The following is a 19,547-nucleotide window of genomic DNA, read 5'->3' as shown; positions in this document are numbered from 1 at the left end:
CCTACCGTGGCCGCCATGCACATCAAGGTGAGCAGCATCGCCGAGCGGCCCGACCGGCTGGCGGCGGTCCAGCGGATGGCCGACACCTGGCCCGAGTTCGTGACCAACGACCCCGTCGGCACGGCCCACTACGGCCGCATCCCCGTTGAACTGCCGGAATACGTGCTGTTCGCCGAGGACGAGCACGGCGACATCGTCGCCCACGCCTACAGCGTCCCCTTCGCCCTCGGCGTCGACGGCCGGCACACCCTGCCCGAGCGCGGCTGGGACCAGATCCTGCTCTGGGCCTTCGCCGATCTGCGCCGCGGCACCCGCCCGGACACGGTGAGCGCGATCTCGGTCACCGTCGCCCCGCACGCCCAGGGCCGGGGCCTGTCCGCCGTCCTGCTGTCGGCGATGCGCGAGGGCGCCCGCGACCGCGGCTTCCGCGAGGTCGTCGCGCCCGTCCGGCCCAGCGCCAAGCACCGGGAACCGCACACCCCGATCGCCGAGTACGCGCACCGCACCCGCCCGGACGGCCTGCCCGAGGACCCGTGGCTGCGTGTGCACGCGCGCGCGGGCGCCGTCATCGACTCCGTCGCCCCGGCGTCCATGACCGTCGGCGGCTCGCTCGCCGAGTGGCGCCGCTGGACCGGGCTGCCCTTCGACACCCCCGGAGACGTCGAGGTGCCGGGCGCGCTGGTCCCGGTCCGCTGCGAACCGGAGCGCGGTTACGCCGTCTACGTCGAGCCCAACGTGTGGATGCGGCACCCCCTGCGCTGACAGGGTGCCGCATCCATGGGGTCAGGCGGCTGCCTGGCCGCCCCGGGTCACGCGGACTTGGCGCCCTCGATCTTCTTGAGGGAGGCCAGGATCTCGGTGGCCAGCTTCTTCGCCGAGGCGGCCCCGTTGTCGCTGCCCGCCGTGGACAGCACGGTGACCACGGTCTTGCCGGAGCGGGCCGCGATCAGCGTGGTGCCGTTCTGCCAGGCGGCGCTCTTCTCGGTGAGGGTGTAGGCCTCGTCACCGAGGCCGGCCGTGGCCTTGCTGGTCACGTTGACCTTGGCGTGGGCGTCGGTGTCCGTGAAGGTGGCGCACTGGGTGGCGACCGACTGCACCGCCTTCATCACCGACTGGGCCGTGGTGCCGTCGAAGGCGTCGATCTCCTGCGCCAGGGTCTCGGTCTTGGCCTTGTTCGAGTAGTCGTTCTGGGCGAAGGAGCGGCCGCCCTGGAAGCCGGTCACCTGGATCCAGGACGTGCCCTCCAGCCGGGTGCAGTCCGGCTTGCCGGACTTCTGGGCGGCCTGGTCCTGGAGCTGGCCGCCGCTGTCGACGGCACCGTCGGACGCCATGGTGAAACCGGCGGGGAACGAGGACGCGGGCGCCAGGGCCTTCTTCAGCTGGGTGCCGGTGAGCGGGGCGGCAGCGGCAGCCTTCGCCTTGCCCTGGCCGGCGCTCGCACCGGTGCCGGAGGACGAGCCGCCGGAGCAGGCGGAGAGAGCGAACGGCATCGCGGCGACGGCGAGCAGCGTGACGGCACGGGACGGGAGACGCATCGGGGTGTCCTTCGAGCGGTTCGGTGGTACGGGGGAGTGCGTACGGCATGCCGTACGGGCGCGGGGGGTGGGGGAAGGGGTGCCGGGCCGGGGCCCGGGGCCACAGGAGCATGACACAGGGCTGCGCTGCCCCTGCGAACCCCCTCCCAGAGCGGCGGCCGCCCCACTCGGGTGACCGCTCGTTCGCTGGGTCAATAAGATCAGAGCCTGTGAACCGAGTCAACACGGTTCACAGGGTTGGGTGTGTACACGGCGTGAATGCTTCGATCTTGCGTACGTCGGTATGCTCGGCGCACACATGGGACGAGGGGAGTGTGGCCGGTGCAGGACAGCGCGACAGAGGTGACCGCGGCCGGTATCGCGCGGCTCGCCGGAGTGGGCCGGGCCGCCGTCAGCAATTGGCGCCGCCGCCACGCCGACTTCCCCAAGCCCGTCGGCGGCACCGAGACCAGCCCTTCCTTCGCGCTCGCCGAGGTCGAGTCCTGGCTGCGCAGGCAGGGCAAGCTCGCCGAGGTCCCGCTGCGGGAACGCGTCTGGCAGCAGCTCGCCGGCCATCCGGAGGGTCCGGTGACGGCGCTGGTGCACGCCGGGTGCGCGCTGCTGCTGATCCATGAACGCCCCACCGTCTGGCTCGACGCGAGCGCCGGCTCCGACGAGCGTCTCGCGGCGATGCTGCCCGGCGCGCTGGAGCAGGTGCTGGCGCCGCGCTTCGGGGGTGCTGTGAACACCGCATCGGGGAAAGCTGCTGTGAACGCCCCACGCGATATGCAGGGTGTGAACGCCGTCTCGGCCCCTTCGGCTGTGAACCTCCTATCAGCCCCGCCGACTGTGAACGCCCCGGCGACTGTTCACACCGCCCCCGCCGCCCCCGCCGCCCACGCCACCCCCGCCCTTCGCGTCCCCACCGGCCCCCAGCTCCTCCCCTCCGTCCCCCTCCTCCGGGGCGCCGCCGAGCTGGCCGCGGAGACGGGGGCGCGGCAGGCCTTCGAGTTCCTGCTGGGCCGACACCTGGACGCCAACCCGCGGCAGTACACGCTGACCCCGGCCGAGCTGGCCCGGCTCATGGCGGACCTGGCCGGTCCCGCCCGTACCGTGCTGGACCCGGCCTGCGGCACCGGCGCCCTGCTGCGCGCCGTGGACGTCCGCCCCGACCAGGAGCTGTACGCCCAGGACAGCGCAGCCGACCTGGCCGCGCTCACCGCGCTGCGGCTCGCGCTGCACTCCCGGGCCGCCGTGCGCGGGGCCGCCGGTGACACGCTGCGCGCCGACGCCTACCCGGAGCTGCGCGCGGACGCCGTGCTGTGCCATCCGCCGTTCAACGAGCGCAACTGGGGCCACGACGAACTCGCCTACGACCCCCGCTGGGAGTACGGCTTCCCGGCCCGCACCGAGTCCGAGCTGGCCTGGGTGCAGCACGCGCTGGCCCGGCTCGCCGACGGCGGCAGCGCCGTACTGCTGATGCCGCCGGCCGCCGCGTCCCGCCGTTCCGGGCGCCGGATCCGGGCGGACCTGCTGCGCCGGGGCGCGCTCAGGGCCGTCGTCGCGCTGCCGGTCGGGGCGGCACCGCCGTACAACATCCCGCTGCACCTGTGGGTGCTGCGCCGGCCCGACCGGATGCCGGCGGCGCCCGAGGTGCTGCTCGTGGACTCGGGGAGGTTCGCCGGGGAGGGGCGCGGCGGCCCGGACTGGGAGGCGGTGCGCGAGGCCGTGCTGGACGCGTGGCGGACCTTCGCGCGCGCGGGGCGGCTGGAGGAGCGTCCGGGGCTGGCCCGTTCCGTGCCGGTCATCGAACTCCTCGACGACGACGTGGACCTCGCCCCCGCCCGGCATCTGCCGCCGGTGGTGGCGGACGGCGCGGAGCAGCTCGCGGCGGTGCGCGAGCGCCTCGGCGAGACCCTGCGCCTGACCACCGACCTCACCCCGCCGCCGGCCGATCCGGCGCCGCCCGCGCGGTGGCCGCTCACCACCATCGGCGAACTCGCGCGCGGGGGCGCACTGGTGATGCGCACCGGCGGAAACGGCGGCCACGCGCGCGTGCCGGTGCTCACCGACCATGACGTGCTCGCGGGATCGGCGCCCTCGGGAACGCTGCCCGAGAGCGACGAGGAGGCCGTGCTGACCGAGCCCGGCGACGTCGTCGTACCGGTGCTGGGCGGCGGCTCGGTGGCGCGGGTGATCGACGAGGCGACGGGGGGCGCCGCCCTGGGGCGCAACCTCGTGCTGCTGCGCCCGGACCGCACGGCGCTCGATCCGTGGTTCCTGGCCGGGTTCCTGCGCGGTACCGCGAACAACCGCCAGGCCAGCAGCTATGCGTCCACCGCGACCCGGCTGGACGTGCGCCGGCTCCAGCTGCCCCGGCTCCCGCTGGACGAACAACGGCGCTACGGGGCGCGGTTCCGCGCGCTCGACGAGTTCGAGCGGGCGCTGCGGCACGCGAGCCGGCTCGGGGAGCAGCTGGTGCGCGGGATGTACGACGGGCTCACCGACGGCACGGTCGCGCCCGACTGAGCCCTGACCGGCCGTTCCGCCGTGGGAGCCCCGGACGGAGCCCCGGACAGAGCCCCGGACAACGGTTCGGTACAACGCGGACCGGTTGTCCGTGTCGGGCCATATGCTCGAAGCGACAATCGCACGACCGGCGTTGCCCGCCCGCGCGGCCCGCGCCGGCGGAACCGCACGCCCGCTGAAGGCAACAGGAGCAGCCATGCAAGGCCACGGCCTCGGACAGCCGGTGAAACAGCCGCCGCACACCGCGTGGCTGGTCATCCTGCGTGTGCTGTTCGTCGGGCTCGGCATCCTCAGCATCGGCTTCCTGTCCTGGGCGATGCTGCTGCGGCTGGCGATCGTCACGCGCCGGGTGCTGGACTGGTGTCTGTTCGGGGGCGTCCTGGTCACCGACATCGTCAGCACGGCGCTGATAGGCAGCGAACCCGGCGACGAGATCACCACCGCCCGGGGCAACGCGGGCATGATCCTCCTGCTGGGCACCCTGGTGGGCACGATCGCGTACTACCTGGCCGCGGAGATCCGCCACTACGGGCTGTGGCAGGAGGCGTACGCGGCACAGCGGCCGGCGCAGGCGTACGGCTACCCGGGCCCGACGGTCCCGACGGTCCCGTACCTCGCGCCGGGCGTTCCCGCTGCTCCGGCTCCGCCGGTCACGCCGCCCGTGCCGGTGGGACCCGCAGCACCCGTGGGCCCGGTGGCCCCCGTGCCCGGGCCGCCGCAGCGCCCGGCCCCCGCGCGGATCGACCAGGTGCGGGCCGAGCTGGACGAGCTGAGCGACTATCTGCGCAAGCACGACAGCCGCCCCGAGGGCCACCCCGAGGGCGGACGGTGAGCGTGGCGACCGGACGTGTCGTCGCCGGCCGGTACGAGCTGTCCACGCTCATCGGGCAGGGCGGCATGGGCCAGGTGTGGACGGCGTACGACCAGCGGCTGGACCGGCGCGTGGCGGTGAAGCTGCTGCGCCCGGACAAGGTGGCGGGCCAGGAGGCGGACGAGCTGCGCCGCCGGTTCGTGCGCGAGTGCCGGGTCACCGCGCAGGTCGACCATCCGGGCCTGGTCACGGTGCACGACGCGGGCAGCGAGGGCGAGGAGCTGTTCCTCGTCATGCAGTACGTCGACGGCGCCGACCTGTCCGACCATCTCGCCGAGCACGACCCGTACCCGTGGCAGTGGACGGTCGCGGTGGCCGCGCAACTGTGCGCCGTGCTGAGCGCCGTGCACGCCGTGCCGATCGTCCACCGGGACCTCAAGCCGCGCAATGTGATGGTGAAGCAGGACGGCACGGTCACCGTCCTGGACCTCGGCGTGGCCTCGGTCATGGACACCGACACCACCCGGCTGACCCACACCGGCTCGCCGATCGGCTCGCCCGCCTACATGGCGCCCGAGCAGGCGATGGGCGGCGCGGTCGGCCCGTACACCGACCTGTACGCGCTCGGTGTGCTGATGCACGAACTGCTCAGCGGTGACGTGCCGTTCGTGGGCTCCACGGCGCTGGGCGTGCTGCACCGGCACCTGTACGAGCCCCCGCTGCCGGTACGCCGGATCCGCCCCGAGGTCCCCGAGGCGCTCGAGACCCTGGTGCTGCGCCTGCTCGCCAAGGACCCGCAGCACCGGCCGGCGTCCGCGCAGGAGGTGTACGAGGACCTGGAGCGGCTGCTGCCCGCGCGCGGGACCCCCACCGGGGCGCCGCTGGACCCCACCCGCCCCTTCCTGCGCCCGCACGCCCCCTGGCCGGACCGTGCGCGGACCCCCGCGCCGCAGCCCGCCCCGGTGGCCCCGGCGCCCGCGGCGGCCGGCAAGCCCGATGTCGCCGCCGCCGTGGACGAGGTCAAGCGGCTGCTGGGGGAGGGGCGCATCACCCAGGCCGTGGACATCCTGGGCGCGATCCTGCCCGCCGCCGCCGAACAGCACGGCGAGCACTCCCCGGTCGTCCGCACGCTGCGCAAGCAGTACGCCGCGACGCTCATGGACGACGGCCAGTACCGGCGCGCGCTGCCCGAACTGCGCCGGCTCGCCGACGAACGCGCCGCCGAGGCCGGCCAGGCCGACCCGCAGTCGCTGCGCTTCCGCTACGAGGCCGCGCAGTGCCTGGAGCAGCTGGGCGAGCCGGCGGCGGCGCTCGCCGAGTACCGCGCGCTGCTGCCGTACTACGAGAACCAGTACGTCTCCGGTGATCCGCAGCTCGCCCACGAGGTCCGGCGCCGCATCGGCCATCTGCTGCTCGCCCTCGGCGACCGGCCCTCGGCGCACGAGACGCTCGCGCGCCTGCTGATGGACGTGGAGCGCCTCCAGGGCCCCGCCCACCCGCTGGCCGCGGACATCCGCCGCACCCTCCAGTGGCTCGGACAGGTGCGCGGCTAGTTCCGGCCTCCGCGGGCGGTGCGGCTGGTTCCAGCCTTCTCGGGCGATTCGGTGCCCGAAGTCGTGGTGAATCGTTGGTCGAATGGGTTGGCCGGAGCAGTGCCGCTGCCTACCATCGATCACCGCAAGACTTTGTGCACCGTCGCACAATCTCCCCTTGGAGGTTTCCTTGCACCGCCGCCGTCGCACCGCGCTCGTCCTCACCGCCGCGATCGCCGCCGCGGCGCCCCTCCTGACCGCCTGCGGAAACGATGCGCATCCGGGCGCGGCCGCCGTCGTCGGAGGACAGCGGATCACCGTCGCCCAGCTGGAGAGCCGCGTCAACGAGGTCCGCCGGGCACAGCGGGCCGCGGTGCCGGACGAGAGCCAGTACCAGCAGGTTCTCGCCTCCACCAGCAGCCTCACCCGGGACACCCTGCACAACATGGTGCTCGACCGGGTGCTGCACCGGGCCGCGCAGGACGAGGGCGTCACGGTCACCCCCAAGGAGCTCCAGCAGCTGCGCACCGGCCTGGAGCAGCAGGCGGGCGGCGCCAAGGGGCTGGAGACGGCCTGGCTCCAGAAGTACGGCATCGCGCCGGCCCGTCTCGACGACAATCTGCGGCTCCGGCTGGAGGCGCAGAAGCTCGGCGCCAAGCTCGGCACCGACGCCTCCCAGCCCGCCTTCTGGAAGGCCCTGGCCAAGGCGTCCGCGGAACTCCACGTCGACCTCAACCCGCGCTACGGCGCCTGGGACGTGCAGAAGAGCAGCCGGGTGGACGCGAAGACGCCCTGGGTGCGGGAGGTCACCGAGGTGTCGGGCGGACAGCCGCTCACGGCGTAGGACGCGGCCGAGGAGCCGCGGAGGAGCCGCGGAGGACCACCAGCCGGTCATACGATCACAGGATCCCTTCGCCCTGTGGATAACCGGATCCGCTCGGGTTCCGCGGTGGGTTACGTTCGGATCGTGAACGAATCCATCCGCGAAGCCACCGGCACCGGCCCCGCCGCCGACCCCGCGGGGTCCGCCGGCCCCGGTCGCGTCGTCCTGCTCACCACCAGCCACCGGGTCGCCCCCGGCCTGCTGTCCTGGCCCGCCTGGCAGGCCCTGCACGCCGCCGACGCCGTGCTCTGCGCGGACGGCGCGCATCCGCAGCTGCCCTATCTGCGGGAGGCGGGGATAGCGGTGGCCGAGGCCGCCCCCACCGCACAGGAGCTGGTCGACGCCTGTGCGGGTGGGCGGACGGTGGTGGTCGTGGCGACCGGCGAGGGCGAGCCCGCGCTCACCGACGGCCTGGCCCGGCTGGCCGGCTCCGGCCGTGTCGCCATGCCGGAGCTGGAGCTGCTGCCCGCCTCCTACGACCTGCCGGGCGCGCGCGTGCTCGACCTCGTCCAGGTGATGGACCAGATCCGGGCCGAGTGCCCGTGGTCCTCCCGGCAGACCCACGAGGGCCTGGCCAAGCACGGCATCGAGGAGATGTACGAGCTGGTCGAGGCGATCGAGGCCGGGGACCGGGTGGAGCTGCGCGAGGAGCTGGGCGACGTGCTGCTCCAGGTGGTCTTCCACTCCCGGATCGCCGAGGAGCACCCGGACGCGCCGTTCTCCATCGACGACGTGGCCGGCGGCATCGTCGCCAAGCTGATCCACCGCCACCCGCATGTCTTCGGCGACGAGAAGGCCGAGACCCCGGAGGACGTCAAGGCGCACTGGCTGCGCACCAAGGCCGAGGAGAAGCAGCGCGACTCGGTCACCGAGGGCGTCCCGCTCGGCCAGCCCGGCCTGGCCCTCGCCGCCAAGCTCGCCTCCCGCGCCCGCACGGCCGGCCTGGACGTCCCGCTGCCCACGGGCGAGGGCGTCGGCTATGAACTCCTCGCCCTGGCCGCCCACGCCGAGGCGAACGGCACCGACCCGGAGGCGGCCCTGCGCGCGGCGGCCCGCGTCTACCGCGACGCGATACGGGCGGCGGAGGGACTGCCGGAGGAGAAGGCGTAACAGGCACGAGAAGGTGCAACAAGGGGAGAAGGCGTACCAGGGGAGAAGGCGTACCAGGGGAGAAGGCGTACCAGGGGAGAAGGCGTACCAGGGGAGAAGGCGTACCAGGGGAGAAGGCGTAACAAGGGGGAGGCGCGAGGGGAAGGGGGCGCAGCCGGATACCGTCGAGAGGTGACCGAGCTGCCCCACCCCCCGACCACCCCCGACGCCACCCCCGGCACCCCCGGACCCGTCCCCCCTCCCGCCCCTCCCGCCCTCTTCAGCTGGGAGTTCGCCGCCGACCCCTACCCCGCCTACGCGTGGCTGCGGGAGCACGCGCCGGTGCGGTGGACCCGGTTGCCCAGCGGGGTCGAGGCCTGGCTGGTCACCCGGTACGCCGATGCCAAGCAGGCCCTCGCCGACCAGCGGCTCAGCAAGAACCCGGCGCACCACGACGAGCCCGCGCACGCCAAGGGGAAGACCGGTATCCCCGGGGAGCGCAAGGCCGAGCTGATGACGCACCTGCTGAACATCGACCCGCCGGACCACACGCGGCTGCGCCGGCTGGTGAGCAAGGCGTTCACGCCCCGCCGGGTCGCCGAGTTCGCGCCCCGGGTGCAGGAGCTGACCGACCGCCTCATCGACGGGTTCGCGGCCCGGGGCTCGGCCGACCTCATCCACGAGTTCGCCTTCCCGCTGCCCATCTACGCCATCTGTGACCTGCTCGGTGTCCCGCGCGAGGACCAGGACGACTTCCGGGACTGGGCGGGGATGATGATCCGGCACGGCGGCGGACCCCGGGGCGGGGTCGCGCGGTCCGTCAAGAAGATGCGCGGCTACCTCGCCGAGCTGATCCACAAGAAGCGCGCGGCGCTGCCCGCGGAGCCGGTGCCCGGCGAGGACCTCATCTCCGGTCTCATCCGCGCCTCCGACCACGGCGAGCACCTCACCGAGAACGAGGCCGCGGCGATGGCGTTCATCCTGCTGTTCGCCGGTTTCGAGACGACCGTCAACCTCATCGGCAACGGCACCTACGCGCTGCTCACCCACCCCGGCCAGCGGACCCGGCTCCAGGCGTCCCTGGCCCGCGGCGAGCGGGACCTGCTGGAGACCGGTGTCGAGGAGCTGCTGCGCTTCGACGGCCCGGTGGAGCTGGCCACCTGGCGGTTCGCGACCGAGCCGCTGACCATCGGCGGCCAGGACATCGCCCCCGGCGACCCGGTGCTCGTGGTGCTCGCCGCCGCCGACCGGGACCCGGAGCGGTTCGCCGACCCGGACGTGCTGGACCTCGGCCGACGGGACAACCAGCACCTCGGCTACGGCCACGGCATCCACTACTGCCTGGGCGCCCCGCTCGCCCGGCTGGAGGGCCAGAGCGCGCTCGCCACGCTGTTCACCCGCCTGCCCGACCTGCGGCTCGGGGCCGATCCGGCCGAGCTGCGCTGGCGCGGCGGGCTCATCATGCGGGGCCTGCGCACCCTGCCGGTGGAGTTCACGCCGCGCGCCTGAACACCGGCCGACCCGATACCCCGCGGGGCGAGGTGACACACCATCAGCTCTGTGATCTTCACGTGATCTGCGCGGCATGAACTTGTGACAAGTGATCGTTGCCGATACGTTCACCCATCAGCGTGGCGCCCCGCACCAACCGCCACGCCGCTCCTGTTGTCGCACGAAAGGCTTCCGCATGCTCTCCGGGAACGGTCGTCACCGTCGCCCCCGTCAGGCTCCGGCCCTCCTCGTCGCGGCCGGAGTGACCGGCTCCGCCATCGCGATCCCGCTCCTCGGCGCCGCGAGCGCCAACGCGGCCGACGGAACCACCTGGGACAAGGTCGCCGAGTGCGAGAGCGGCGGCTCCTGGAGCGCGAACACCGGCAACGGGTACTACGGCGGTCTCCAGATATCCCAGGACGACTGGGCCAAATACGGCGGCACGCGCTACGCCGGCAGCCCCGACCAGGCGAGCCGTTCGCAGCAGATCGCGGTCGCCGAGAAGATCCTCGCCGACAAGGGCACCACGCCCTGGGCCACCTGCGCCCTGCTGTCCGGGCTGACCGCGAACTCCGGCTCGGTGGACGTCGACACGGGCGTCGGCGGCTCCGGTGGCTCCGGCGGCACGGGTGACGCGTCCGGTTCCACGGACAGCTCCGGTTCGTCCGGCTCGTCGGATTCGGGTACGTCGTCCGACCCGACGACGGGCTCGACGGGCTCGACCGGCTCGGCGGACTCGACGGGCTCGGCTTCCGGTTCCGGCACGGACAGCGGCACCGGCTCCGGCGGCGCCGGCTCCTCCGGCCCCTCCACCTCGACCCAGGACCCCGCCTCGACCCCCTCCTCGGGTACGGGCAAGGGTTCCGGCGCGCACCACGGCAAGGCGCACGGCTCCACCCCGAGCGGCACCCCGAAGCCGGGCACCTCCGCGCCGACCGGCAGCCAGAACCCCAAGGAAAGCGACACTTCCACCCCGGACACGCCGGAAGCGGACGATCCGGACCCGACCCAGCAGAGCGCCGGCTCCTGGAGCCTGGTGGACACCGGTTCGCTCAGCAGTGGCGGGCGTCACCGCGGGGACAGTGCGGACGAAAGCGTGACAAACGGTCAGAACGACGCCGCTTCGGGCCGCCATGCCTCCCGTCGGCCGGAGACTTACACCGTGCGCGCGGGGGACTCTCTCACCTCCATTGCGGACTCCCTTGGGGTCGACGGCGGATGGCATGCCCTCTACGCCGAGAACCAGAAGTCCATCGGGTCCGACCCGAACGACATCAGTGCCGGTCAGACGCTGAAAGTCGGTACCGAAACGGGCGTAAATTAGGGCCAGTTGACGCCCCGCTTGATCGCTAATGTCCGTTTTGGCGAAAGTGTGGGATGAGTCTCAGAAGCCCTGATCGTCTTTGAAATTCCGCCGATCGCGTGTCTACGGTCAGGACCGCTCGCCACCGCGAGCCCCGGCGGTCGCAACGCCGAATCCTGCCAGCGGCCACCCGGGAACAGTCGTCGCTTCGAGCGCCGCAGGCAGGAGCGGGGGAACCAAGGTAGGTGCCGTGACCGGCCGTTGAGGCCGGAACCGGCTTGGGGTGAAGCCGCGCCCCGCGCAAGCGGAGTGCGGCCGGGCAACTCAACCGGCCCGAACCCGACAGCTCACCTCGCAGGCGTCGGTGAGGGGATGATCCATGCTGTTTTCCGGCAAGGGCAAGCACCGTCGTCCGTCCAAGGCCGTCCGCGCCGTCGCACTCGCCGGTGTCGCCGGTGCCGCCGTCGCCGCCCCGCTGATGGCGGCCGGCAACGCCTCCGCCGCCACCGCCTCCCAGTGGGACGCCGTCGCCCAGTGCGAGTCCGGCGGCAACTGGGCCATCAACACCGGCAACGGCTTCTACGGCGGTCTCCAGTTCTCCGCCTCCACCTGGGCCGCGTACGGCGGCACCGCCTACGCCTCGACCGCCGACAAGGCCAGCAAGGCGCAGCAGATCTCCGTCGCCGAGAAGGTCCTCGCCGCGCAGGGCAAGGGCGCCTGGCCGGTCTGCGGCACGGGCCTGACGAGCACGCCGTACAACGGCTCCGCCCCGGCCGGCGGCACCACGACCAAGAGCACCGGCTCCACGACCAAGAGCACCGGCACCACCAGCCGCTCCACCGACGGGCAGGCCGCCACCCGCTCCACCCAGCGCACCACCCCGTCCCCGAGCAAGACCGTGACCACGCCGACCGGCAAGAAGGTCAAGAAGGGCGACGGCGAGTACAAGGTCGTCGCGGGCGACACCCTCAGCACCATCGCCGAGAAGCACCACGTCCAGGGCGGCTGGAAGAAGCTGTTCGACCTGAACAAGGACATCGTCACGGACGCCGACCTGATCTACCCGGGCCAGCAGCTGCACCTGAAGTGACCCGCGGCCCCGCGCAGAGCCACAGCGCCCTCACCACCGGGCCCCCCACACTCGTCGCCGAGTGAAGCCCCGGTGAGGGCCGACCCCCCCGTCCCCGCGGGCCCCCCCCCCCGGCGCGTTCTCCCCCGTACGCGCCGGGGCGGGGCTTTTCCATGACCGGCCCTCGGCCGCTCCGGGCCGGCCCGGCTCTTTGCCGAGCCGTCGTCCTCTTTGCCGAGCCGTCGTCCGCTGTTCTTCCGCACCCCCCTTTGTTCCGACGGTGAACAATGGGTACCGTCTGCGTGTCCTTCCCCGTCCACGGGCCGGTCGGTCGGCTGGCCGATGGCCCTGGGGCGGTTAGGCTCTAGTCGCAAGGCACAGCCGTAAGGCAGACCGCCCCGCACTTCCAGCGTCACATCCAAGAAGGAGATGCTCGTGCCGTCCATCGACGTCGTCGTAGCCCGGGAAATCCTGGACTCCCGAGGCAACCCCACGGTCGAGGTCGAGGTCGGCCTCGACGACGGCAGCACGGGTCGTGCCGCCGTCCCGTCCGGCGCCTCGACCGGCGCCTTCGAGGCCATCGAGCTCCGCGACGGCGACCCGAACCGCTACCTGGGCAAGGGTGTCGAGAAGGCCGTCCTGGCCGTCATCGAGCAGATCGGCCCCGAGCTGGTCGGCTACGACGCCACCGAGCAGCGCCTGATCGACCAGGCCATGTTCGACCTGGACGCCACCGACAACAAGGGCTCCCTCGGCGCCAACGCCATCCTCGGCGTCTCCCTCGCCGTCGCCCACGCCGCCTCCGAGGCCAGCGACCTCCCCCTCTTCCGCTACCTGGGCGGCCCGAACGCGCACCTGCTGCCGGTGCCGATGATGAACATCCTGAACGGCGGCTCGCACGCCGACTCCAACGTGGACATCCAGGAGTTCATGATCGCCCCGATCGGCGCGGAGTCCTTCTCCGAGGCCCTGCGCTGGGGTGCCGAGGTCTACCACACCCTGAAGAAGGTCCTGAAGAACAAGGGCCTGGCCACCGGCCTCGGCGACGAGGGCGGCTTCGCCCCGAACCTCGGCTCCAACCGTGAGGCCCTGGACCTCATCCTGGAGGCGATCAAGGAGGCCGGCTACACCCCCGGCGAGCAGATCGCCCTCGCCCTCGACGTGGCCGCGTCCGAGTTCTACAAGGACGGCTCCTACGTCTTCGAGGGCAAGAACCGCTCGGCCGCCGAGATGACCGAGTACTACGCCGAGCTGGTCGAGGCGTACCCGCTGGTCTCCATCGAGGACCCGCTGTTCGAGGACGACTGGGACGGCTGGAAGACCATCACCGACAAGCTCGGTGACAAGGTCCAGCTGGTCGGCGACGACCTGTTCGTCACCAACCCCGAGCGTCTCGCCCGCGGCATCGAGGAGGGCACCGCCAACGCCCTGCTGGTCAAGGTCAACCAGATCGGCTCGCTGACCGAGACCCTGGACGCCGTCGAGCTGGCCCAGCGCAACGGCTTCAAGTGCATGATGTCCCACCGCTCCGGCGAGACCGAGGACGTCACCATCGCCGACCTGGCCGTCGCCACCAACTGCGGCCAGATCAAGACCGGTGCCCCGGCCCGCTCCGAGCGCGTCGCCAAGTACAACCAGCTGCTGCGCATCGAGGAGATCCTCGACGACGCCGCGGTGTACGCCGGCCGCAGCGCCTTCCCGCGCTTCAAGGGCTGAGCCGGCAGACAGCCGAGCCGGCAGACAGCCGAGCCGGCAGAGGGCTGAGCCGGCAGAGGGCTGAGCCAGTAGGGGCTAAGTCCTCGCCAGTCGTACGTACGTCCCCGTACCCGGTCCCGTACCGTGTCCGGGGACGTACGCACGTGTGCGAGCAGCAGGCGACAGACAAGGGGAGGCGGTACGCCAGATGGCCGTGAAGGACCGGGACCGTTTCTCCACCGCGACCAGGCTGCGGCTGCTCGGCGAGCAGACCGCGGCCCGGGTCTACCGCTCCCAGACCAAACGGCAGGCCCGCCGCTCCCGGCTCACCGGACGGGCGGCGCTGCTCGCGCTGGTGCTGTGCTCGCTGATCGTCGCCCTCGCGTACCCGATGCGGCAGTACGTCTCCCAGCGCGCCCAGATCTCCGACCTCCAGCGGCAGCAGGAACAGGCGCGCGAGCGCGTGGAGCAGCTGCGCGACCTCAAGGCGCGCTGGCAGGACGACTCCTACGCCGAGCAGCAGATCCGGCGGCGGCTGCACTACGTGATGCCCGGCGAGACCGGGTACGTGGTGGTCGACCCCGGCGCGGCCCGGCAGTCCCGCACCGACCTGCGCGCCGCCCACCGGCCCTGGTACGCGAACGTCTGGGACGGGATCGACAAGTCCGACGCCTCCGACCAGTGACCGGTACCGTCGGCTGAGCAGCAGCCTCGGCCATCGGCCGGCCACCGACGACACGTCCTCGGCCGGCCACCGACAGAAAGTCTTTCGAAAGCAGTCATGGAAACGCCTCCGCCGCCCACTCCGCGCACCGAGCCCACCGACGCGGACGTCGAGGCCTTCAAACAGCAGCTGGGCCGCCCGCCGCGGGGCCTTCGGGCCATCGCGCACCGCTGCCCGTGCGGTCAGCCGGACGTCGTGGAGACGGCTCCCCGGCTCCCCGACGGCACGCCCTTCCCGACGCTGTACTACCTGACGTGCCCCAAGGCGTCCTCCGCCATCGGCACGCTGGAGGCGAACGGCGTGATGAAGGAGATGTCCGAGCGGCTCCAGAGCGACCCGGAGCTGGCCGCCGCCTACCGGGCCGCGCACGAGGACTACATCCGGCGCCGGGACGAGATCGAGGTGCTCCAGGGCTTCCCGAGCGCGGGCGGCATGCCGGACCGGGTGAAGTGCCTGCACGTCCTGGTGGCCCACTCGCTGGCCGCCGGGCCGGGTGTGAACCCGCTCGGCGACGAGGCGCTCGCGATGCTGCCGGAGTGGTGGCGCAAGGGCGCCTGCGTGACGCTCGGCCAGGCCGGGCCCGAACACACCGAGGGGGAGGACAAGTGACCCGTGTCGCCGCCATCGACTGCGGTACGAACTCGATCCGTCTGCTGGTCGCGGACGCCGACCCGGCCACCGGTGAACTGGTCGACCTGGACCGGCGGATGACGATCGTGCGGCTCGGCCAGGGCGTCGACCGCACCGGCCGGCTCGCGCCCGAGGCGCTGGAGCGGACGTTCGCCGCGTGCCGCGAGTACGCGGAGATCATCAAGAAGCACGGCGCCGAGCGGCTCCGCTTCGTGGCGACCTCGGCCTCCCGGGACGCCGAGAACCGCGACGACTTCGTGCGCGGCGTGCTGGACATCCTCGGGGTCGAGCCGGAGGTCATCAGCGGCGACCAGGAGGCCGAGTACTCCTTCATGGGCGCCACCAAGGACCTGAAGAGCCGGGACGACCTCGCCAGGCCGTATCTGGTCGTGGACATCGGCGGCGGCTCCACGGAGTTCGTGGTCGGCGAGGAGCACGCCCGGGCCGCACGGTCCGTGGACATCGGCTGTGTCCGGATGACCGAGCGGCACCTGGTGCGGGACGGCAAGGTGACCGACCCGCCGACCGAGGAGCAGATCGCCGCGATAAGGGCCGACATCGAGGCCGCGCTCGACCTGGCCGAGCAGACGGTCCCGCTGCGCGAGGCCCGGACCCTGGTGGGCCTGGCCGGCTCGGTCACGTCGGTCTCCGCGATCGCCCAGGAGCTGCCGGAGTACGACTCCGAGCGCGTCCACCACTCCGTGGTCGGCTACGAGCGGGTCCGGGAGATCACCGAGTGGCTGCTGCGCTCGACGCACGCCGAGCGCGCGGCGATCCCCTCGCTGCATCCGGGGCGGGTGGACGTCATCGGGGCGGGCGCCCTGGTGCTGCTCGCGATCATGGAGCGGATCGGCGCCCAGGAGGTCATCGTCAGCGAGCACGACATCCTCGACGGGACCGCGTGGTCGGTGGCGTAGCTCTCTTTTGTTACCGGCCAGTAGCCGTCGGCTGAGCAGGTCGGATAACGTTTGAGCGACTTCGAGGGGCCCTGCGGGGCCCCTCGGTGGCGAGCCGCCGGGAACCTTCGTGAAGTTCTTCACAAGATATTGCCCCCTGGCGGGCCGCCGAGGGGTGCTGCATGGCCCTTCCGGGGGGTCAAGAGCCGTTTGAACATGTTCAGATGACAGGCGAGAGAAGGCCTCGGAACGGTGCGTTCCGAGGGTGTTCCGACACCCTCACGCACCCCCCGAGTGCCCGGAGAGGCAGCTCACGCGGCATTGACAACGGGGCGAACCGGTTCACGGTTCCCCGAGCGCACCATGATCTGCGTCACGCGGGTCGGGGAGTGTAGCACAGGCCCTGTCGGACCTTGTGAAGGGGCGCACGAGCGACCCCCTCCCGGCGGGTGGATACTCGATGCCATGAGCACCACGGAGCGTCCCAGGATCCTCGTAGTAGGCGGTGGGTACGTAGGCCTGTACGCAGCTCGGCGCATCCTCAAGAAGATGCGCTACGGCGAGGCGACCGTCACGGTCGTCGACCCCCGGTCGTACATGACCTACCAGCCCTTCCTCCCCGAAGCCGCCGCCGGCAACATCTCCCCTCGCCACGTCGTCGTCCCGCTGCGACGCGTGCTGCCGAAGGCGGAGGTCCTCACCGGCCGGGTCACCACCATCGACCAGGACCGCAAGGTCGCCACGATCGCCCCGCTGGTGGGCGAGGCGTACGAGCTGCCCTTCGACTACCTGGTCATCGCCATGGGCGCGGTCTCCCGCACCTTCCCGATCCCCGGCCTCGCCGAGCAGGGCATCGGCATGAAGGGCATCGAGGAGTCCATCGGCCTGCGCAACCACGTGCTGGAGCAGCTGGACAAGGCCGACTCCACGACCGACGAGGAGATCCGCCGCAGGGCGCTCACCTTCGTCTTCATCGGCGGTGGCTTCGCGGGCGCGGAGACCATCGGCGAGGTCGAGGACATGGCCCGCGACGCGGCCAAGTACTACAAGAACGTGTCCCGTGAGGACATGCGGTTCATCCTCGTCGACGCCGCCGACAAGATCCTGCCCGAGGTCGGCCCCAAGCTCGGCCAGTACGGCAAGGAGCACCTGGAGAGCCGGGGCGTGGAGATCTACCTCTCCACCTCCATGGACTCCTGCGTCGACGGCCACGTGGTGCTGAAGAACGGCCTCGAGGTCGACGCCAACACCATCGTGTGGACCGCCGGCGTCAAGCCGAACCCGGCCCTCGCCCGCTTCGGTCTGCCGCTCGGCCCGCGCGGCCACGTGGACTGCGAGCCGACCCTCCAGGTCAAGGGCACGGACTACATCTGGGCCGCCGGTGACAACGCACAGGTCCCGGACCTCGTCGGCCGCAAGGCGGGCAACGAGAACGCCTGGTGCCCGCCGAACGCCCAGCACGCGCTGCGCCAGGCCCGGGTCCTCGGCGACAACGTGGTCTCCGGCATGCGGGGCTTCCCGCAGAAGGAGTACTCGCACGCCAACAAGGGTGCGGTGGCCGGTCTCGGCCTGCACAAGGGCGTGGCGATGATCGTCATGGGCAAGATGAAGATCAAGCTCAAGGGCCGTCTCGCCTGGTACATGCACCGTGGCTACCACGGTCTGGCGATGCCGACCTGGAACCGCAAGATCCGCGTCTTCGCCGACTGGACCCTCGGCATGTTCCTCAAGCGCGAGGTCGTCTCCCTGGGCGCCATGGAGAACCCGCGCGAGGAGTTCTACGAGGCCGCCAAGCCGGCGCCGGTCGCCGCCGCCGGCAAGACCGAGGCGAAGGCCAAGGCCTCCTGACCTCCCCCGGTCGCTGAAAGGCCGTACGGCCGAACCAACCGAAGGACCTCCTGCCATCCGTGGTGCGGGAGGTCCTTCGGCGTTCCCGGGGATACTCGTGCGGCGCGTCCCTGGCAGGAAACGGTCAGTCGGCCCGGTGCGGGACTACGAATGAGGGCTCCGGGTGTTTACGTGCCAACCGGCATCCGGGATCGTCGTCTTGGAGGTGTGCCATGGCCGACGCCGCGTCGCGGCTGAAGAGTCTTGCCGAGCAGCTGCTGGGAGCCCCGCTCCCGGTGAGGATCAGGGCCTGGGACGGCTCCGAGGCGGGGCCGGCCGATGCGCCGGCGCTCGTCGTACGCAACCGGCGCGCCCTGCGCCGCATGCTCTTCAAGCCGGGCGAACTGGGCCTGGCCCGCGCCTGGGTGGCCGGGGACCTGGAGATCGAGGGTGACCTGTACACCGCGCTGGACGCGATGGCCGGGCTGGTCTGGGAGCGCGACGAGGACGCGCCCGGCCTCCTCCAGACCCTGCGCGACCCCGCCGTCCGGGCCGCCGGCCGCGAGCTGCTGAAGCTCGCCGGCCCGCCGGTGCCGCCCGCCCCGCCGGGCGAGGAGGTCCGCCGGCCCCGCCGGGGACTGCACACCCGGCGCACCGACAAGCGGGCCATCAGCCACCACTACGACGTCGGCAACGACTTCTACGAGCTGGTCCTCGGCCCCTCCATGGTGTACTCCTGCGCCTACTGGGAGGACGGCGGAACCCTGGAGTCCGCCCAGCGCGACAAGCTGGAACTGGTCTGCCGCAAGCTGGGCCTGAAGGAGGGTCAGCGGCTGCTGGACGTCGGCTGCGGCTGGGGCTCGATGGCCATCCACGCGGCCCGTGAGCACGGCGTCAGCGTCGTCGGGATCACCCTGTCGCAGGAACAGGCCGCGTACGCCCGCAAGCGCGTCGCGGACGAGGGACTGACCGACCGGGTGGAGATCCGGGTCCAGGACTACCGGGACGTCGTGGACGGCCCCTACGACGCGATCTCCTCCATCGGCATGGCCGAACACGTCGGCGCCGAACGCTATCTGGAGTACGCGCGCCAGCTGTACGCCCTGCTGAAGCCCGGCGGCCGGCTGCTCAACCACCAGATCGCCCGCCGCCCCCAGCGCGACGAAGCGGCCTACGAGGTGGACGCGTTCATCGACGCCTACGTCTTCCCCGACGGCGAACTCGCCCCGGTCGGCACCACCGTCACCCAGCTGGAGCGGGCCGGGTTCGAGGTCCGGGACGTGGAGGCGATCCGCGAGCACTACGCCCGCACCCTGCGCCGCTGGGTGGCCAACCTGGAGGCCGGCTGGGACCGCGCGGTCGGCCTGACCAGCCCCGGCCGGGCCCGGGTCTGGCTGCTGTACATGGCCGCCTGCGCGCTCGCCTTCGAACGCAACCGCATCGGCGTCAACCAGGTCCTGGCGATCCGCACCCCCGACTCCGGCGCCCCCGGGCTGCCGCTGCGGACCCGCACCTGGACCGCCTGACCCTCTGGGTACCACGGAAAGGGGGCCC

General features: G+C 72.3%; 16 protein-coding genes and 1 riboswitch. Of the genes, 15 read left to right on the top strand and 1 reads right to left on the bottom strand.

What is annotated here, in order from left to right; all coding sequences use genetic code 11:
• Positions 1 to 15 precede the first annotated feature (15 nt).
• The gene (locus ACFVIU_RS24015) at positions 16 to 762 is read left to right on the top strand and encodes an N-acetyltransferase (RefSeq protein WP_385844910.1); all 747 of its coding nucleotides are present in this window, start codon (positions 16 to 18) and stop codon (positions 760 to 762) included.
• Positions 763 to 809: 47 nt separating this feature from the next.
• On the opposite strand, the gene ACFVIU_RS24010 is transcribed toward ACFVIU_RS24015, so the two are convergent.
• Complete coding sequence (locus tag ACFVIU_RS24010) at positions 810 to 1,535, bottom strand: hypothetical protein (RefSeq protein ID WP_385844909.1); 726 nt, start codon at positions 1,533 to 1,535, stop codon at positions 810 to 812.
• Between the two features lie 321 nt (positions 1,536 to 1,856).
• On the opposite strand from ACFVIU_RS24010, the gene ACFVIU_RS24005 reads away from it, so the two are divergent.
• The 14 genes from ACFVIU_RS24005 (at position 1,857) to ACFVIU_RS23940 (ending at position 19,519) form a co-directional block, all read left to right on the top strand.
• Complete coding sequence (locus tag ACFVIU_RS24005) at positions 1,857 to 4,043, top strand: N-6 DNA methylase (RefSeq protein WP_385844908.1); 2,187 nt, start codon at positions 1,857 to 1,859, stop codon at positions 4,041 to 4,043.
• A gap of 196 nt (positions 4,044 to 4,239) precedes the next feature.
• On the top strand, positions 4,240 to 4,875 hold the full coding sequence (locus ACFVIU_RS24000) for a hypothetical protein (protein WP_385844907.1): 636 nt from the start codon (positions 4,240 to 4,242) through the stop codon (positions 4,873 to 4,875).
• A 38-nt stretch (positions 4,876 to 4,913) separates the two neighbouring features.
• On the top strand, positions 4,914 to 6,407 hold the full coding sequence (locus ACFVIU_RS23995) for a protein kinase (protein WP_385845054.1): 1,494 nt from the start codon (positions 4,914 to 4,916) through the stop codon (positions 6,405 to 6,407).
• Positions 6,408 to 6,576: 169 nt separating this feature from the next.
• Complete coding sequence (locus ACFVIU_RS23990; RefSeq protein WP_385845053.1) at positions 6,577 to 7,230, top strand: SurA N-terminal domain-containing protein; 654 nt, start codon at positions 6,577 to 6,579, stop codon at positions 7,228 to 7,230.
• 123 nt (positions 7,231 to 7,353) lie between these two features.
• The gene (locus ACFVIU_RS23985) at positions 7,354 to 8,379 is read left to right on the top strand and encodes a nucleoside triphosphate pyrophosphohydrolase (RefSeq protein ID WP_385844905.1); all 1,026 of its coding nucleotides are present in this window, start codon (positions 7,354 to 7,356) and stop codon (positions 8,377 to 8,379) included.
• A gap of 171 nt (positions 8,380 to 8,550) precedes the next feature.
• A complete protein-coding gene (locus ACFVIU_RS23980) occupies positions 8,551 to 9,867 on the top strand; it encodes a cytochrome P450 (protein ID WP_385844903.1) in 1,317 nt (438 codons plus the stop codon).
• Positions 9,868 to 10,045: 178 nt separating this feature from the next.
• A complete protein-coding gene (locus ACFVIU_RS23975) occupies positions 10,046 to 11,173 on the top strand; it encodes a transglycosylase family protein (protein WP_385844902.1) in 1,128 nt (375 codons plus the stop codon).
• A gap of 182 nt (positions 11,174 to 11,355) precedes the next feature.
• A riboswitch (cyclic di-AMP (ydaO/yuaA leader) is annotated at positions 11,356 to 11,528 on the top strand.
• A gap of 3 nt (positions 11,529 to 11,531) precedes the next feature.
• Positions 11,532 to 12,242 carry a transglycosylase family protein gene (locus ACFVIU_RS23970; protein ID WP_385844900.1) on the top strand — a complete coding sequence of 237 codons (711 nt, stop codon included), beginning with the start codon at positions 11,532 to 11,534 and terminating at the stop codon, positions 12,240 to 12,242.
• Positions 12,243 to 12,656: 414 nt separating this feature from the next.
• Positions 12,657 to 13,937 (top strand): phosphopyruvate hydratase, encoded by a 1,281-nt coding sequence (gene eno, locus ACFVIU_RS23965; protein WP_385844899.1) that lies wholly within the window; start codon positions 12,657 to 12,659, stop codon positions 13,935 to 13,937.
• 187 nt (positions 13,938 to 14,124) lie between these two features.
• The gene (locus tag ACFVIU_RS23960) at positions 14,125 to 14,601 is read left to right on the top strand and encodes a septum formation initiator family protein (protein WP_385844897.1); all 477 of its coding nucleotides are present in this window, start codon (positions 14,125 to 14,127) and stop codon (positions 14,599 to 14,601) included.
• A 96-nt stretch (positions 14,602 to 14,697) separates the two neighbouring features.
• Positions 14,698 to 15,249, top strand: coding sequence for a DUF501 domain-containing protein (locus tag ACFVIU_RS23955; protein ID WP_385844896.1), 552 nt, complete (start codon positions 14,698 to 14,700; stop codon positions 15,247 to 15,249).
• Positions 15,246 to 16,187, top strand: a complete 942-nt coding sequence (locus ACFVIU_RS23950) for an exopolyphosphatase (RefSeq protein WP_385844895.1) — start codon at positions 15,246 to 15,248, stop codon at positions 16,185 to 16,187. The genes ACFVIU_RS23955 and ACFVIU_RS23950 overlap by 4 nt, the downstream gene beginning before the upstream one ends.
• Before the next feature lie 444 nt (positions 16,188 to 16,631).
• Positions 16,632 to 18,014, top strand: coding sequence for an NAD(P)/FAD-dependent oxidoreductase (locus ACFVIU_RS23945; RefSeq protein ID WP_385844893.1), 1,383 nt, complete (start codon positions 16,632 to 16,634; stop codon positions 18,012 to 18,014).
• A 212-nt stretch (positions 18,015 to 18,226) separates the two neighbouring features.
• The gene (locus ACFVIU_RS23940; RefSeq protein ID WP_385844892.1) at positions 18,227 to 19,519 is read left to right on the top strand and encodes a class I SAM-dependent methyltransferase; all 1,293 of its coding nucleotides are present in this window, start codon (positions 18,227 to 18,229) and stop codon (positions 19,517 to 19,519) included.
• Positions 19,520 to 19,547 lie beyond the last annotated feature (28 nt).

The sequence above is a fragment of the Streptomyces sp. NPDC127190 genome (genome assembly GCF_042672505.1).
Taxonomy (GTDB): domain Bacteria; phylum Actinomycetota; class Actinomycetes; order Streptomycetales; family Streptomycetaceae; genus Streptomyces.
The sequence above is the reverse complement of the archived record's forward strand: the minus strand, read 5'-3'. Positions and strand labels throughout refer to the sequence as shown.

What these genes read in the sequence shown, in the direction of transcription:
- ACFVIU_RS24015 (WP_385844910.1), top strand. Translation starts at nt 16, where the DNA reads ATGCACATCAAGGTGAGCAGCATCGCCGAGCGGCCCGACCGGCTGGCG.
- ACFVIU_RS24010 (WP_385844909.1), bottom strand. Translation starts at nt 1,535, where the DNA reads ATGCGTCTCCCGTCCCGTGCCGTCACGCTGCTCGCCGTCGCCGCGATG.
- ACFVIU_RS24000 (WP_385844907.1), top strand. Translation starts at nt 4,240, where the DNA reads ATGCAAGGCCACGGCCTCGGACAGCCGGTGAAACAGCCGCCGCACACC.
- ACFVIU_RS23975 (WP_385844902.1), top strand. Translation starts at nt 10,046, where the DNA reads ATGCTCTCCGGGAACGGTCGTCACCGTCGCCCCCGTCAGGCTCCGGCC.
- ACFVIU_RS23970 (WP_385844900.1), top strand. Translation starts at nt 11,532, where the DNA reads ATGCTGTTTTCCGGCAAGGGCAAGCACCGTCGTCCGTCCAAGGCCGTC.
- ACFVIU_RS23960 (WP_385844897.1), top strand. Translation starts at nt 14,125, where the DNA reads ATGGCCGTGAAGGACCGGGACCGTTTCTCCACCGCGACCAGGCTGCGG.
- ACFVIU_RS23955 (WP_385844896.1), top strand. Translation starts at nt 14,698, where the DNA reads ATGGAAACGCCTCCGCCGCCCACTCCGCGCACCGAGCCCACCGACGCG.
- ACFVIU_RS23945 (WP_385844893.1), top strand. Translation starts at nt 16,632, where the DNA reads ATGAGCACCACGGAGCGTCCCAGGATCCTCGTAGTAGGCGGTGGGTAC.
- ACFVIU_RS23940 (WP_385844892.1), top strand. Translation starts at nt 18,227, where the DNA reads ATGGCCGACGCCGCGTCGCGGCTGAAGAGTCTTGCCGAGCAGCTGCTG.